This window comes from Curtobacterium sp. MCLR17_058 (assembly GCF_003234705.2).
Classification (GTDB): domain Bacteria; phylum Actinomycetota; class Actinomycetes; order Actinomycetales; family Microbacteriaceae; genus Curtobacterium; species Curtobacterium flaccumfaciens.
This window is the reverse complement of record NZ_CP126262.1, coordinates 611,260-625,423: the sequence shown is the minus strand read 5'-3', so window position 1 is coordinate 625,423 and position 14,164 is coordinate 611,260. Positions and strand designations below refer to the sequence as shown.

The 14,164-nt window shown below is 70.8% G+C and carries 16 protein-coding genes; 8 read left to right on the top strand and 8 right to left on the bottom strand.

Annotated elements, in window-relative coordinates:
* Positions 1-16: 16 nt before the first annotated feature.
* Both DEJ11_RS03035 and DEJ11_RS03030 read right to left on the bottom strand, forming a co-directional pair.
* Positions 17-1,561, bottom strand: coding sequence for a DHA2 family efflux MFS transporter permease subunit (locus DEJ11_RS03035; RefSeq protein ID WP_111091897.1), 1,545 nt, complete (start codon positions 1,559-1,561; stop codon positions 17-19).
* Entirely contained in the window at positions 1,558-2,166 is a 609-nt protein-coding gene (locus DEJ11_RS03030; protein WP_181433132.1) for a PadR family transcriptional regulator, read from the bottom strand. Before DEJ11_RS03030 ends, DEJ11_RS03035 begins: the two co-directional genes overlap by 4 nt.
* A 178-nt stretch (positions 2,167-2,344) precedes the next feature.
* Here DEJ11_RS03030 and purS point away from each other — a divergent pair, with 178 nt between their 5' ends.
* Genes purS through DEJ11_RS03010 form a run of 4 tightly spaced genes read left to right on the top strand, consistent with a single transcriptional unit; the run spans position 2,345 to position 6,630 of the window.
* Positions 2,345-2,596, top strand: a complete 252-nt coding sequence (gene purS / locus DEJ11_RS03025; protein WP_017886272.1) for a phosphoribosylformylglycinamidine synthase subunit PurS — start codon at positions 2,345-2,347, stop codon at positions 2,594-2,596.
* 5 nt (positions 2,597-2,601) lie between these two features.
* Positions 2,602-3,297 (top strand): phosphoribosylformylglycinamidine synthase subunit PurQ, encoded by a 696-nt coding sequence (gene purQ, locus DEJ11_RS03020; protein WP_027465024.1) that lies wholly within the window; start codon positions 2,602-2,604, stop codon positions 3,295-3,297.
* Between the two features lie 17 nt (positions 3,298-3,314).
* Complete coding sequence (purL, locus tag DEJ11_RS03015; RefSeq protein ID WP_231495638.1) at positions 3,315-5,696, top strand: phosphoribosylformylglycinamidine synthase subunit PurL; 2,382 nt, start codon at positions 3,315-3,317, stop codon at positions 5,694-5,696.
* Between the two features lie 13 nt (positions 5,697-5,709).
* A complete protein-coding gene (locus DEJ11_RS03010; RefSeq protein ID WP_111053809.1) occupies positions 5,710-6,630 on the top strand; it encodes a 2-hydroxyacid dehydrogenase in 921 nt (306 codons plus the stop codon).
* A gap of 16 nt (positions 6,631-6,646) precedes the next feature.
* Here DEJ11_RS03010 and DEJ11_RS03005 read toward each other — a convergent pair whose 3' ends face one another.
* Positions 6,647-7,735: a lactonase family protein gene (locus DEJ11_RS03005; RefSeq protein ID WP_111053810.1), complete on the bottom strand. Its 1,089-nt coding sequence runs from the start codon at positions 7,733-7,735 to the stop codon at positions 6,647-6,649.
* Positions 7,732-8,055: a chorismate mutase gene (locus DEJ11_RS03000; RefSeq protein ID WP_111053811.1), complete on the bottom strand. Its 324-nt coding sequence runs from the start codon at positions 8,053-8,055 to the stop codon at positions 7,732-7,734. Before DEJ11_RS03000 ends, DEJ11_RS03005 begins: the two co-directional genes overlap by 4 nt.
* A 60-nt stretch (positions 8,056-8,115) precedes the next feature.
* Here DEJ11_RS03000 and DEJ11_RS02995 point away from each other — a divergent pair, with 60 nt between their 5' ends.
* Positions 8,116-8,520, top strand: a complete 405-nt coding sequence (locus DEJ11_RS02995) for a DUF1304 domain-containing protein (protein ID WP_111024254.1) — start codon at positions 8,116-8,118, stop codon at positions 8,518-8,520.
* A 127-nt stretch (positions 8,521-8,647) separates the two neighbouring features.
* Here DEJ11_RS02995 and DEJ11_RS02990 read toward each other — a convergent pair whose 3' ends face one another.
* Positions 8,648-9,655, bottom strand: coding sequence for an iron-siderophore ABC transporter substrate-binding protein (locus DEJ11_RS02990; protein WP_071404382.1), 1,008 nt, complete (start codon positions 9,653-9,655; stop codon positions 8,648-8,650).
* 58 nt (positions 9,656-9,713) lie between these two features.
* Between DEJ11_RS02990 and DEJ11_RS02985 the strand changes: the two genes are divergently transcribed.
* Entirely contained in the window at positions 9,714-10,580 is an 867-nt protein-coding gene (locus DEJ11_RS02985; RefSeq protein WP_111053929.1) for a shikimate dehydrogenase family protein, read from the top strand.
* Positions 10,581-10,606: 26 nt separating this feature from the next.
* Here DEJ11_RS02985 and DEJ11_RS02980 read toward each other — a convergent pair whose 3' ends face one another.
* Genes DEJ11_RS02980 through DEJ11_RS02970 form a run of 3 tightly spaced genes read right to left on the bottom strand, consistent with a single transcriptional unit; the run spans position 10,607 to position 12,417 of the window.
* Positions 10,607-11,560, bottom strand: coding sequence for an SDR family NAD(P)-dependent oxidoreductase (locus DEJ11_RS02980; protein ID WP_111053812.1), 954 nt, complete (start codon positions 11,558-11,560; stop codon positions 10,607-10,609).
* A gap of 34 nt (positions 11,561-11,594) precedes the next feature.
* The gene (locus DEJ11_RS02975) at positions 11,595-11,981 is read right to left on the bottom strand and encodes a YchJ family protein (protein WP_111053813.1); all 387 of its coding nucleotides are present in this window, start codon (positions 11,979-11,981) and stop codon (positions 11,595-11,597) included.
* 10 nt (positions 11,982-11,991) lie between these two features.
* Positions 11,992-12,417: an organic hydroperoxide resistance protein gene (locus DEJ11_RS02970; protein ID WP_027465016.1), complete on the bottom strand. Its 426-nt coding sequence runs from the start codon at positions 12,415-12,417 to the stop codon at positions 11,992-11,994.
* A gap of 238 nt (positions 12,418-12,655) precedes the next feature.
* Here DEJ11_RS02970 and DEJ11_RS02965 point away from each other — a divergent pair, with 238 nt between their 5' ends.
* A complete protein-coding gene (locus DEJ11_RS02965; RefSeq protein WP_111103844.1) occupies positions 12,656-13,291 on the top strand; it encodes a hypothetical protein in 636 nt (211 codons plus the stop codon).
* 108 nt (positions 13,292-13,399) lie between these two features.
* Positions 13,400-14,131: an SOS response-associated peptidase gene (locus tag DEJ11_RS02960; RefSeq protein WP_110864292.1), complete on the top strand. Its 732-nt coding sequence runs from the start codon at positions 13,400-13,402 to the stop codon at positions 14,129-14,131.
* Positions 14,132-14,164 lie beyond the last annotated feature (33 nt).

Sequence of the window (14,164 nt, the reverse complement as noted above, 5' to 3'; positions counted from 1 at the left end):
CCGAAGCGCTCGTGCCCTACTTCGACGGGGCCCCCGCGGGCTCGGCGTCGGGCTGCGTGGTGACCGAGCCGGTCTGCTGCCACGCGACGGTCTGCTTCGGCTTCGCCAGGAACAGCGCCGCGACGATGGCCACGATCAGCACGATCGCCGGCAGGTAGAGCGACTCACCCATGGCCTTGGAGAACGGCTCGAGCAGGAAGCCCGGCAGCGCGCCGACCTGCTGCTCGGCACCACCGGCCGAGGCCCCACCGGACGACGCCGGGAAGTTCGCGGTGATCCGGGCCTCCATCAGGGCGGCGATGCCGGCGGAACCGAGCACCGCACCGATCTGGCGGGTGGTGTTGTAGACGCCCGAGCCGGCACCGGCCAGCTTCGGCGGCAGGTTGCGCGTCGCCGAGACGGACAGCGGTCCCCACATGCAGGCGTTGGCGAGACCGAGGAGGGCGCTCGGCAGGAGCACCCAGCCCCACTCGGCACCGCTCGACAGCAGGGCGCCGAACCAGAACAGGCCGACCGAGAAGCAGGCGAGCCCGAACGAGGCGACCCAGCGCGGGTTCCAGCGGTTCAGGTTCTTGCCGACGATCGGCGCGAGCGCGGCGGACAGCACGGCCTGCGGCACGAGGAGCAGTGCGGCCTGGGTCGGCGAGAAGCGCAGGACGTCCTGGGCCCACAGCATGATCGGCAGCGCGAACGACGCGATCGCGACACCGACGGCCGTGATGGCGACGTTGGCCAGCGTGAAGTTGCGGTCCTTGAACAGGCCGAGCGGCAGCAGCGGCTCGCCCTTCTGCACGCCCTGCCAGACGACGAAGCCGGCGAGCACCACGAGACCGACGATGATGAGCGACCACACCGAGATCGGGCCGGCGATGACGCCCCAGTCGTAGGTCTCGCCCTCCTGGATGCCGAAGACGAGCAGGAACAGGCCCGCTGCCGACAGGAAGATGCCGAGGTAGTCGAAGCGGTGTCCGTGCCGCTCGAACGACGGCACGAAGCGCTGCGCGAGCACGAACGCGACGACACCGACGGGGACGTTCACGAAGAAGATCCACTCCCAGCCGAAGCCGTCGACGAGCAGGCCGCCCACGATCGGGCCGACGAGCGACGCGACACCGGCGACGGCGCCCCACAGGCCCATGGCCGCGCCGCGGTTCTGCGGCGGGAAGATGCGCGTGATGACCGACATGGTCTGCGGGCTCATCATGGCGGCGCCGAGGCCCTGCACGACGCGGGCGACGATCAGCACCTCGATCGAGCCGGCCAGGCCGCACCACAGGCTGGCGAGCGTGAAGACCACGAGGCCGATCTGGTACATGACCTTCGGGCCGAAGCGGTCACCGAGCCGGCCGGTGATGAGCAGCGGCACGGCGTAGGCGAGCAGGTAGGCGCTCGTCACCCAGATCACGGAGTTGATGTCCGCGTCGAGCTCCTGCGCGATGGTGGGGGTGGCGACCGACACGATGGTCGAGTCGACGAGGATCATGAAGAACCCGACGACGAGTGCCCACAGGGCAGGCCACGGCTTCTTCTCGGTCGTCCGCGGAGGCGTGACGGTGGTCATCGAGTGGTTTCCTTGCTGTTCGTGGTGGTGTCTGCGGACGCGACGGAGGCGTCCCAGGAGATGTGGCCGGCGGCGATCCGGTCGGCCGTGGCGGCGAGCCACTCGATCTGCGTCGTGAGCATGGCACGCACGTACGACACGTCGAGCCAGTACCGCTCGGGCAGGTCCTTGGCACGGACGACCCCGAGGATCTCGTCCGTCTCGTCGCGCTGGGCCCGGAGTGCGACGGCCCGTGCCCGGAGTGCGGACTCGGCCTCGTCGACCGACAGGTTCTCGATCTCGGCGACGGCCAGATGGAAGACGGGGTACTCCTCGGCCGGTTCGGCGATCAGCCGGACGAGCCCGTCGTGCAGGGCCGTCCACCCCTCGTCCGTGATGGCGTAGGTGGTGCGTTCCGGACGGTTGCCCGCCCGGTCGGTCCCCACGACCTCGGCGAGGCCGAGCTCCACCAGGCGGCCGACCTGGTGGTACAGGGTGCCGGGCCGGACCTTGACGTTCCGACCGTCCCGTCGGTGCGTCATCGTCTGGAACATCTCGTAGGGATGCGTCGGCCCCTCGGCCAGGAGCCCGAGCGCGGCGAACGCGAGTGGCGTGAGCGACGGCACACGTGCCTCCAGTCCGCTTGTTCGTTGTTGACTATTCGAAGTGGAATATACGTGTTGGAACAGACATGAGCAACCGCACAGCAAGGGCCGGCCTGGAGGCCCGTGGCCGTCCCGGCGTGTCGCGCGCGCCCCGTAGACTGGTCGCGTCCCCCCACCCCTGAAGTGCTGGAGAGAACACGTGCCAACGATCGTCGTCGAGGTCATGCCCAAGGCCGAGATCCTCGACCCCCAGGGGAAGGCCGTGGGCAACGCCCTGGCCCGCCTCGGCAAGGCCGACCTGACCAACGTCCGCATCGGCAAGCGCTTCGAGGTGACCGTCGACGGCCCCGTCGACGACGCCAAGCTCGCCGAGGTCCGCGACATCGCAGCCGACGTCTTCTCGAACGCGGTCATCGAGGACGTCGTGTCCGTGACCGTCGAAGGCCAGTGACCCGGATGCGCATCGGCGTCATCACGTTCCCCGGCTCGCTCGACGACCGCGACGCCCAGCGCGCCGTCCGTCTCGCCGGTGCCGACCCCGTCGCCCTCTGGCACGGCGACCACGACCTGCAGGGTGTCGACGCCATCGTGCTGCCCGGTGGGTTCTCGTACGGCGACTACCTGCGTGCCGGCGCGATCGCCGCGAAGGCCCCGATCATGGCCGAGGTCATCGACGCCGCAGGCAAGGGCATGCCCGTGCTCGGCATCTGCAACGGGTTCCAGATGCTGGCCGAGGCCCGCCTGGTCCCCGGAGCACACACCCGCAACGCGCACCAGCAGTTCATCCGCCGCGACCAGAAGCTCCGCGTCGAGACCACCGCGACCGCCTGGACCTCCGGCTTCAGCGCCCAGCAGGAGATCACCATCCCGCTGAAGAACGCCGACGGCCGCTTCGTCGCGGACGCCGACACCATCAAGCGCATCGAGGACAACGGCCAGGTCGTGTTCCGCTACGTCGGCGTGAACCCGAACGGCTCCATCGACGACATCGCCGGCGTCTCGAACGAACGCGGCAACGTCGTCGGCCTGATGCCGCACCCCGAGCACGCGACCGAGGCCGGGTTCGGCCCGGACACCCCCGCCGCGATGGCCTCGGGCACCGACGGCCTGACCTTCTTCACCTCCGTGATCGAGCACGCGCTCGTCAAGTGACAGGGAACAACGACACCGTGACGACACCCGTTCGCCCGAAGCCCGACACCGTGCAGGACGCGGCAGCCACCCCCGACAAGGAGCAGCCGTACGACGCGCTGGGCCTGAAGCCGGACGAGTACGCCCGCATCAAGGAGATCCTCGGCCGCCGCCCCACCTCGGGTGAGCTGGCGATGTACTCGGTGATGTGGAGCGAGCACTGCTCCTACAAGTCCTCGAAGAACTACCTCCGTCAGTTCGGCAAGAAGGTCACGCCGGAGATGACGAAGAACCTGATGGTCGGCATGGGCGAGAACGCCGGTGTCGTCGACGTCGGCAACGGCTGGGCGGTGACCTTCAAGGTCGAGTCGCACAACCACCCGTCCTACGTCGAGCCGTACCAGGGCGCGGCCACCGGTGTCGGCGGCATCGTCCGCGACATCATCTCGATGGGCGCCCGCCCCGTCGCCGTGATGGACCAGCTCCGCTTCGGCGCGATCGACCACGAGGACACCGCACGCGTCGTGCACGGCGTCGTCGGTGGCATCTCGTTCTACGGCAACTGCCTCGGCCTGCCGAACATCGGCGGCGAGACCTACTTCGACCCGGTGTACCAGGGCAACCCGCTGGTCAACGCCCTCGCGGTCGGCGTCCTCCGCCACGAGGACCTGCACCTGGCGAACGCGTCCGGTGCCGGCAACAAGGTCGTCCTGTTCGGTGCCCGCACCGGTGGCGACGGCATCGGCGGCGCGTCGATCCTGGCGTCCGACACCTTCACCGAGGGTGGCCCGACCAAGCGCCCGGCCGTGCAGGTCGGCGACCCCTTCGCCGAGAAGGTCCTGATCGAGTGCTGCCTCGAGCTGTTCCAGAAGGACCTGGTCGAGGGCATCCAGGACCTCGGCGCCGCGGGCATCTCCTGCGCCACCTCGGAGCTCGCGAGCAACGGGGACGGCGGCATGCACATCTCGCTCGACGACGTCCTGCTCCGCGACCCCACGCTCACCGCCGAAGAGATCCTGATGTCGGAGAGCCAGGAGCGCATGATGGCGGTCGTCCGCCCCGACAAGCTCGACGAGTTCCTCAGCGTCGTCGGCAAGTGGGAGGTCGAGACCAGCGTGCTCGGCGAGGTCACCGGCACCGGCCGACTCGTCATCGACTGGCAGGGCCAGGAGATCGTGAACGTCGACCCGCGCACCGTCGCCGTCGACGGCCCGGTCTACGACCGCCCGGTCGCCTACCCGACCTGGATCGACGCGCTGCAGGCCGACACCGCCGCCTCGCTCGACCGCCCGGCCGACGGCCCCGCGCTGAAGGCACAGTTCCTCAGCCTGCTCGGTTCGCCGAACCTGGCGTCGAAGAACTGGGTCACGAACCAGTACGACACCTACGTGCTCGGCAACACCGCGCTGTCCTTCCCCGACGACGGCGGCATGATCCGCGTCGACGAGGAAACGGGCCTCGGTGTCGCCATCGCCACCGACGCGAACGGCCGGTACTGCCAGCTCGACCCGAAGCAGGGTGCCCGTCTGGCCCTGGCCGAGGCCTACCGCAACGTCGCCGTCACCGGTGCCGTCCCCGCCGCCGTCACCGACTGCCTGAACTTCGGCTCCCCCGAGAACCCCGAGGTCATGTGGCAGTTCTCCGAGGCGGTCGAGGGCCTGGCAGACGGCTGCATGGAGCTCGGCATCCCGGTCACCGGCGGCAACGTGTCGTTCTACAACCAGACCGGCTCGACCCCCATCCACCCGACGCCCGTCGTCGGCGTGCTCGGCATCATCGACGACGTCGCCAAGCGCGTGCCGTCCGGGTGGCAGGACGACGGCCACAACATCTACCTGCTCGGCACCACGAGCCTCGAGCTCGACGGTTCCGCGTGGGCCGGCACCGTGCACGGGCACCTGGGCGGGCGTCCGCCGGCGGTCGACCTCGAGCGCGAGAAGGCCCTCGCCGAGCTGCTGTACGCGGCGTCCGGCGAGCAGCTGCTCACCAGCGCGCACGACCTGGCGGACGGCGGCCTCGGCCAGTCCCTCGCCGAGTCGGTGCTCCGCTTCGGCATCGGCGCTCGCGTGGTCCTCGACGAGCTCGAGACCCGCGACGGCATCGACACCGCGACCGCGCTGTTCTCCGAGTCGACCGGTCGCGTCATCGTCACCGTCCGCCGCGAGGACGACGTGCGGTTCCAGGGCATGTGCGACGGCCGGGGCTTCCCGGTGCTGCGCATCGGCGTGACCGACGCAACGTCGAGCACGCTCGAGGTCCAGGGCGCGTTCGAGGCCACGGTCGACGAGCTGCGCGGCACCCACGCCGCGACGCTGCCGGCCCGCTTCGGCGACGTGATCGTCGAGGACGTCACCGAGGGGTACGTCGGCCGCGGGCCGCTCGACTCCGACGGTGCCTTCTCGCCGCGCACCGACGCCTAGGCCCGGGTCGCGGATGTCGATCGTCACCCTGCCCTTCGCCGAGCTCGTCGACCGGTTCGGCCCCGTGCCGGACGGCATCGAGCTGGACGTCTGGGACGTCGAGTCGCCGTACGGTCGCCCGGACGACGTCGCGATCACGTTCCTGCCGTTCTACTTCGAGGGGCGGCACCGCTGGCAGTTCGTGCACGACCTGCCCGAGCTCCAGCTGCTGCAGCTGCCGAGCGCCGGGTACGAGCACGCCGTCCCGCACGTGCCCGGTCACGCGCAGCTGGCGAACGGTCGCGGCATCCACGACGACGAGACCGCCGAGCTCGCGGTCGGCCTCGCGCTGACGTCGCTCCGTGAGATCTCGGCGTTCCAGATCGACCGTACCAACGGCGTCTGGGACGCCCGCGAGACCCGATCGCTCGCCGACCGCCGGGTGACCGTCGTCGGCTACGGGGCGATCGGGTCCGCGATCGCCACCCGGTTCGAGGCGTTCCGCACCGAGGTGACCGTGGTCGCCCGGACCGCGCGCGAGCAGGACGGCCGGCACGTGCACGCGTTCGGCGAGCTGCCCGAGCTGGCTCAGACGACCGACGTCCTCGTGCTCATCGCGCCGCTCACCGCCGAGACCGAACGCCTGGTCGACGCGGAGCTGCTCGCGGCGCTGCCGGACGGTGCCCTCGTGGTGAACGTGGCGCGCGGCAAGGTCGTCGACACCGACGCCCTGGTCGCCGAACTGCGGTCGGAGCGGCTGTTCGCGGCCCTCGACGTCACCGACCCGGAGCCCCTGCCCGCCGGACACCCGCTCTGGACGACGCCGAACACCGTGCTCACCCCGCACGTCGGCGGCAACACCGACCTGAGCGTGCCGCGGTCGATCGAGCTGATGCGCAAGCAGGTCGCCGCACTGGCCGAGGGTCGCCCGTTCGAGAACCTGATCGAGTTCTAGCCGGCTGTTCCCGGCGTCAGAGCGGGACGACGCACGTCGGCGTGCCGACCGGGATCTGCGCGACGGCTTCGCCGGGCATGCCCTCGGCGTCGAGCGGGAGCACGGCGACGGCGTCGGACATCTGGTTCGCCACCAGGACGAACCCGGGCACCCGCGCGAAGTGCCGCGGCCAGACCCCACCGCAGGGCACCGAACTGACGACGGCGAGCCCGCCGTCACGAGCGTCGAGCACCACGAGCAGGTCCCGCCCGCGCACAGCCACGTACACGCGGCCGGCCTCGTCGACCTCGATGTGACTGAGCAGCGACTCCCCCACCGCACCGTCGAACGTCGGCACGGCAGCGATCGTCACGAACGACCCGGAGTCGTCGCGGCGCAGGCGGTGCACACGCCCGTCGAGCTCACCGGCGACGAGCAGGTCACCGTCAACCCAGGCCATGTGCCTCGGGCCGGCGCCGGGTGTCACGTGGTGCACGCGGAGTGCCTCGATGGCGGGGACCCCGTCGGCCGACACCGTGACGCGGAACTCGTGCAGGGCATCGCCGCCGAGGTCGGCGACGAGCACCGTGCCGTCCGGGGTGGCGATCGATTGGTGGGCGTGCGGGCCGTCCTGGCGGTCGTCGTCAGGACCCGTGGCGTCGGGCAGCACGGCGACCGCGACGGCCTCGGCCGGCACCGAACGCTGGTCGGCGTCCCCGTGCAGCACCACGCCGTCGCTGGCGGTCACCGACGCCGCGTGTGACTCGGCCGGCGCGAGGGAGATCGCCGTGACCGTGCCCGAGACGTAGTTCGTGACGACGAGCGCGCCCGAGGGGTCGACCCGCAGGTGGCACGGGGCGTCTCCGCCGGCGGGGGCGTCCCACAGGTGTTCGAGTGCGCCGCCCTGCAGCCGGAAGGCCGACACGGCACCGTCGTTCGTCTCGGAGACCGCGTAGACCCGGTCACCCGAGACGGCGAGGAACGAGGGGTCGTCGAGCACCGCGACGGTCCGGGGTGCCGGAACGGCTCCGACCGGTCCGGCGTCGACCAGCGAGATGCCCGTGGCGTTCCCGCCACCGGTCGCCGTGTACGAACCGATGAGCAGCGACGGCAGCTCGGCGCTCATTCGTCGCGGCCCGCGATGCGCTCGTGGTGGTGGATGACCTCGGCGACGATGAAGTTGAGGAACTTCTCGGCGAAGGCGGGGTCGAGGTGGGAGTCGGCGGCGAGCGACCGGAGCCGTGCGACCTGGATCCGTTCGCGGTCCGGGTCGGCGGCGGGCATGCCCGACTCGGCCTTCAGGTGCCCCACGCGCTGCGTGTACTTGAAGCGTTCCGCGAGCATGTGGATCACGGCGGCGTCGATGTTGTCGATGCTCTGCCGGATGCTCCGCAGTTCGTCGACGGCGCTCGCGTCGGCCTCGGACAGGGTGACGTCGTCGTTCATGGTCCGAGCCTACTGGCGGACGTGCAGCGGAACCCGGCCCGCTGCTGCGAGAATGTGCACATGTCGGTCCTGCTGGTGATCTCGGGTGTCTGTGCGGTCCTCGCGGGCCTCATCCACGTGTACATCTTCTTCCTCGAATCGGTCATCTGGACCAGTCCGCAAGCGCGCCGGATCTTCGGCATCGCTTCCGAGACCGAAGCCGTGGCGACCCGTTCGCTCGCCTTCAACCAGGGCTTCTACAACCTGTTCCTGGCGATCGGGGCGATCCTCGGCGTCGTGCTCGTGCTGGCCGGCAACACCGTGAGCGGCTGGACCCTCGTGGTGTTCTCGACCGCGAGCATGCTCGGTGCCGCGGTGATCCTGATCGGCTCGGGTCGCAAGTACGTCAACTCCGCGTTCAAGCAGGGCACGCTCCCCCTGATCGCGCTGCTCTTCGCGCTGCTGGGTTCCACCATCGGCGTCTAGCCCAGCTCACCCTCCCCCGAACTGCGAAAGCGACAGGGTGCCACCGAACATCGGCGGCACCCTGTCGCTTTCGCGGTGCTGACCAGCGGTGCTGACCAGCGGAACCGGCCAGCAGCGACGACCAGCCCTAGCCGAGCTTCTCCTCGAACTGCGCCGGCAGCTTGTCGAGCGCCCACTCGATCGCAGCCGTGGTGCCCATCGAGAACGCGGACGAGACGTCCTTGTCGTCGAAGACGATCGAGTGTCCGGCCTCGACCGACGGCACCTTCTGGAACAGCTTGTTCGACGAGGCCTCCGACGCGTCGACGTAGATCGGCAGGATCAGCGTCAGGTCGGCGTCGAGCAGGTCGAGGTTCTCGTCGGACAGGTGCACGGAGAACTCCTTGCCGGCCTGCTCGTCGATGGCCTTCGGGATCTCGAAGCCGAGGTTCCGCATGAAGGTCGAACGGCTGTCCGTGGAGGCGTACGCCCCGAAGCCCTCGGAGCTGTAGGCACCGACGACGGCCGTCTTGCCCTCGAAGTCCGGGTGCGCCTTGCGTGCTGCGGCGTAGGCGTCGTCGAGGCCGGAGAGCAGCTTCTTGCCCTCGGACTCCTTGCCGAGCGCCTTCGCGATCATGGTCGTCTGCTGCTCGGTCGACGCGAGGTAGTTCGCGCCGCCCTTCGGGATCGCCACGGTCGGCGCGATCGCGGAGAGCTTGTCGTACCGCTCCTTGTCACCCGAGGACTTCACGTCGAGGATGACATCGGGGTTGAGCTTGAGGATGTCCTCGTAGCTCGGTTCGAGCGTCTGGATGATCTTCGGCGACTTGTCGTACGCACCCTTGAGCCAGGGACCGACACCGTCGCCGCCGAACGCGAGCCAGTCGCTCGCACCGACCGGCTGCACACCGAGCTCGAGCGCGGTCTCGGCGTCCCCCCACCCGAGCGCGACGACGCGCTTCGGTGCCGACTCGATGGTGGTGGTGCCGAGGCCGGTCGTGATCGAGACCGGGAACGCGGCATCGGACGACCCCGACGACGCCGAGTCGGTCGAGGAGCCGGAGCCGGACGCGCAGCCGGCGAGGACGAGGGACGCTGCGACGACGGCGCCGGCTGCGGCGAGCACGCGTCGGAGACGCAAGGGAGAACGGTTCACGAAGGGTAGCCTAACCTAACGGGGTGCGCAGGAAAACGGCTGGCTAGGCTGGGTGACCGTGGCGTTCACCGATCCAGGCCGCACGCACCTCGCGGTGCTCGGCTCCCCCATCGCGCACTCGCTCTCGCCCACGCTCCACGCTGCGGCCTACGATGCGCTCGACCTGCCCTTCACCTACGGGAGGCACGAGGTCGCGTCCGGCGAGCTCGCCGCGTTCGTCGCGGGGCTGGGTCCGGAATGGCGTGGGCTGAGCCTCACGATGCCGCTCAAGCGCGAGGTGCTACCGCTGCTCGACCGCACCACTCCGCTCGTCGACGAGCTCGGGGTCGCCAACACGGTCGCGTTCCGCCACGAGGGCTCCACGATCGTCCGAGCCGGCGCGAACACCGACGTGCAGGGCCTCGTCCGCCCGGTCGAGGCGCTCGGACACCTGCCCGGCGAGGCCACGATCCTGGGCGGCGGAGCCACCGCGGCGAGCGCCCTGACCGCTGCCGTCCGGCTCGGGGCGTCGCTCGTCCGGGTGTTCGTCCGCGACACCGCGAAGACGCGTGCGCTGGTCGACCTGGCCGTCCGGCTCGGGGTGACGCTCGAGGTGCATCCCCTGACCGAACTCGCCGGCACGCACCACGGGTTCGTCCTCTCGACGCTGCCGGGCGGTGCAGCTGACCCGCTCGAGTTCGGTCCGTCGGGGCCCGAGGCCGTGCTGTTCGACGTCGCCTACGAACCGTGGCCCACCGCGGTCGCCAGCCGCTGGACCGACGCCGGGGGCCGCGTGCTGAACGGCCTCGACATGCTCACCGAGCAGGCGATCGGACAGATCCGGTTCTTCCTGACCGGTGACGAGGACGAGCTACTCCCCGACGAGGCCGGGGTCCGCCGGGCGATGCGCACCGCGGTCGACCTGCCCGCCGTCATCGGCAGCTAGCCGACGACGACGCTGGCGCCCCGCGGTCAGCCGCGGGACCGCGCCTCGGCGTCGAGCAGCGCGACGGAGACGTCCCACAGCCGATCGGCCTGGTCCGGATCGAGCGCCCAGTGCAGCACGCCGTGCAGGCCGTCCTCGATCCGCTCCACCACCGCCGCTTCGTGGCAGTCCTCGAAGTACCGGCCCGTGACCCCGTCGAGTTCCGGTGCGGTGGCGAGCAGGACCGAGGTCGCGGCTCCCTGCTCCGGGGTCTTCACGGCATCGGCCGCGGCGATCTTCGTGGCGGCCAGGACCTCCGGGTCCCAGTGCTTCTGCAGCCCGGTCCAGATCCCGCCGGGCATGAGGGCGTTCGCGGTGATGCCGTCGGCGGCCCACCGGCGGCCGGCAGCGACGGCGAACAGCACGTTGGCGGTCTTCGACTGTCCGTACGCGAGTCCGGGCTCGTAGCGACGCCGGCGGAAGAACAGGTCGTCGAACACGACGGGCGAACCACCGTGTCCGCTCGACGACACCGAGACGATCCGTGCCGAACCCGAGGCGGCCAGGGAGTCGTGCAGCCCGAGCGCGAGGGCGAAGTGCCCGAGGTGGTTCGTCGCGAAGTGTGACTCCCACCCGGCGGGCATGTACGACTCGGGTGCGTCCATGATGCCCGCGTTGGCGACGAGCACGTCGAGCGGCCCCGACCACGCTGCGGTGCAGGCCTCGACGGAAGCCGGACGGTCCAGGTGCAGCTCCAGGACGGCCGGCGCTTCCGTCCCCGTCGTCCGGGCGATGTCGTCCGCCACCCGTCGGCCGGCATCGACGTCCCGCACCGCGAGCGTCACGCGTGCCCCGGCTCCGGCGAGTGCTCGGGAGGTCTCCACGCCGATGCCGGACGCAGCGCCGGTGACGATCGCCGTGCGCCCCGTCAGGTCGAGGCCGTCGACGACCTCGGCGGCCGTGGTCCGGTCACCGAAGCGGGTGAGGTCGCGTGCGGGCATGTGGGCTCCTGTCAGCTGGCGCGGTGCGCAGTCGTCAGGCGACCACGCCGTCCACGTAGAACCATCGTCCCTGCTCGCGGACGAAGTCGCTCGTCTCCTCGAGCGTGCCGCGCTCGTCGTCGGAACGCCACCACGCGCGGAACGTGACGGTGCCGTGGGAGTCGAACGGGCCTCCCGAGGTGGTCGCCAACACGTCCAAGCGGGTCCAGCGCTGGGTCGGGTCCAACTCGAGACCCGCCGGGCGGGTGCGCGGATGCCAGGTGAGCAGCAGGTACTCCGGCAGGCCCAGCGCGAAGGCGCTGAAGCGGGAGCGCATGAGACGTTCCGCGGTCGGCGCGACGGCCCCGGCGTGCAGGGGGGCGCAGCACTCGCCGTAGGGGTTGCCGCTCAGGCAGGGGCAGCGCGTCGTGTCGGTGACCACCGGCCGAACGCTAGTCGACGATGGACAGCGTGACGGTGATGTTGCCGCGGGTGGCGTTCGAGTACGGGCAGATCTCGTGTGCACGCTCGGCCAGGCGCTGGCGCTGCTCCTGCGGGGCGTTCGGGGCGTAGACGTCGAGCTCCACGGCGAGGCCGAAGGCGCCGTTGCCGGTGCCGCCGATGCCGACCTCGGCGGAGACCTCGGCGCCGGTGGTGTCGACCTCGAGCTCCTTGCCGGCGGCGTGCAGGGCACCGAGGAAGCACGCGGCGTACCCGGCGGCGAAGAGCTGCTCGGGATTGGTGCCCTCGCCGCTGCCGCCCATCTCCTTGGGCGGGCGGGTGTCGAGGTCGAGCCGGTCGTCCTCGCTGCGGACGTGCCCGTCGCGGCCGCCTCCGGTGGCGTGGGCAGCGGCGGTGTAGACGATGTCGAGACTCATGGTCCGAGGTCACCGTGCTCGCCTGGACGAATCCTGAGCGGCAGCATCACGTCGCGGGTGCGGCGGCTCCGGGCGCGCAGCGCTCGGGCGTGTCCGGGTGTGGGATGCGGGGCGGCGTGTGCGAGCGCGTCGCTTGGTGAGCAGAAGATGTCGGGTCCCCCGCCCGCACCCGACATCTTCTGCTCACTGAACGCAAAGCGCGCGGGCACCCCGCACCAGCACCGGGTAGACATGATTGATGTTCACGCTCGGCTGGCAGGTCTTCCGCCGGCACGTCACGGACGTGCTGGATCCGGCACGCGTCCGCCGTGCTGCTCTGTGGTCCGGCATCGCGGCGGTCGTCGCGCTGGTCGGCATGGCCGTCCTGGAGGCCCGGGTCGACTGGACGGGGACCACCCCGGTCCGCAGCGTGGTCGCGATGGTGCTGCTGGCGCTCGGCGTCGGGCTGCTCACCTTCGCGTGCATCCCGACGTGGCGGCCGCCGGACCCCTCGACGACGATCAACGGTCGGCAGGTGCGGCCCTCGTGGCAGCTCGCAGCGCGGCGTGCCACGCAGCTGTACGTGCAGCGTCGACCCGTGCCGGTCCTGCCGGAGCACCGTGAGATCGTCCGCACCGACACCGTCCTCCTGCGGCGGGGGCTGATCGGCATGCTCGCCCGCGTCACACCGTTGCTCGGTTCGGGGCTCGTCGCCGTCCTCGGGGCGTTCGTCCTCGGGGCCGCCAGCGGGTTCCAGGTGCTCTTGATCGCGGTGTACACGATCGGGCTGTCGGAGTACGTCGTCCGCCTCGGCCGCTCCGAACGAGCCCGCCTGGCCGCCGAGTCCCTCGAGCCCGCACCCGCACCCGAGACCCCCGCACGCCCCACTTCGTGAGCAGAAGGGGTCGAGTTGCTGTGGGGCACGCGACCATTCCTGCTCACGAAGCGTGAACGGCGCACCCCGACGCGCACCACTGTCGGCGGCGACGGGCACACTGGGCACATGTGTGGAAGGTTCGTCGTCTCCGACACCACGGCCGATCTGTTGCCCGAGCTCATGGGCGAGCTCGCCGCCCGGACCGAGCACGTCGACGAGGACACCGGCGAGGTGCACCCCGGCCTCGCCCCGAGCTGGAACGTCGCCCCGACCGACCCCGTGTACGCCGTCCGCCAGCGGCACGGCGAACGCGAGCTGCCGCAGATCAGCTGGGGCTTCGTGCCGAGCTGGGCGAAGGACTTCCAGAAGCAGCGCCCGAAGCCGATCAACGCCCGCATCGAGACGGTCGCGACGAGCGGCATGTTCAAGCGGGCCTTCGCCACGAACCGCTGCATCGTCCCGGCGCAGGGGTACTACGAGTGGGTGGTGCGCGAGGACGGCAAGGAACCCCACTTCGTGCACGAACCCGGCGGCGCCCTGGCGATGGCCGGCGTGGTCAGTGCCTGGCCCGACCCCACGAAGCCCGAGGGCGACCCGGACAAGTGGCGGCTGTCGCTCGCGATCATCACCCGTGACGCCCACGTCGCCCCGGGCGAGGTCCACGACCGCATGCCGGCGTTCCTGACGCCCGACGGCTACGACGACTGGCTCGGCGGCGACCTCCGGTCAGACGACTTGCTTGCCCTGCTCGACCACGAGTCGCTGGCGGTGGCCGCGGGCCTTGCGCAGTACGAGGTCTCCCGCACGGTGAACAGCGTGCGGAACGACGGACCGCAGCTCATCGCGCCCGTCGCGTAGGCGGTCGCGCCCCGCGCGCAGACAGCAGGCCCG

Bases quoted from the DNA above. Each gene is read 5' to 3' on its own strand.
- DEJ11_RS03035 (WP_111091897.1), bottom strand. From the start codon at position 1,561: ATGACCACCGTCACGCCTCCGCGGACGACCGAGAAGAAGCCGTGGCCT.
- DEJ11_RS02965 (WP_111103844.1), top strand. From the start codon at position 12,656: ATGTTCACGCTCGGCTGGCAGGTCTTCCGCCGGCACGTCACGGACGTG.
- DEJ11_RS02995 (WP_111024254.1), top strand. From the start codon at position 8,116: ATGTCGGTCCTGCTGGTGATCTCGGGTGTCTGTGCGGTCCTCGCGGGC.
- DEJ11_RS03000 (WP_111053811.1), bottom strand. From the start codon at position 8,055: ATGAACGACGACGTCACCCTGTCCGAGGCCGACGCGAGCGCCGTCGAC.
- DEJ11_RS03010 (WP_111053809.1), top strand. From the start codon at position 5,710: ATGTCGATCGTCACCCTGCCCTTCGCCGAGCTCGTCGACCGGTTCGGC.
- purQ (WP_027465024.1), top strand. From the start codon at position 2,602: ATGCGCATCGGCGTCATCACGTTCCCCGGCTCGCTCGACGACCGCGAC.
- DEJ11_RS02970 (WP_027465016.1), bottom strand. From the start codon at position 12,417: ATGAGTCTCGACATCGTCTACACCGCCGCTGCCCACGCCACCGGAGGC.
- DEJ11_RS02980 (WP_111053812.1), bottom strand. From the start codon at position 11,560: ATGCCCGCACGCGACCTCACCCGCTTCGGTGACCGGACCACGGCCGCC.
- DEJ11_RS02960 (WP_110864292.1), top strand. From the start codon at position 13,400: ATGTGTGGAAGGTTCGTCGTCTCCGACACCACGGCCGATCTGTTGCCC.
- DEJ11_RS03005 (WP_111053810.1), bottom strand. From the start codon at position 7,735: ATGAGCGCCGAGCTGCCGTCGCTGCTCATCGGTTCGTACACGGCGACC.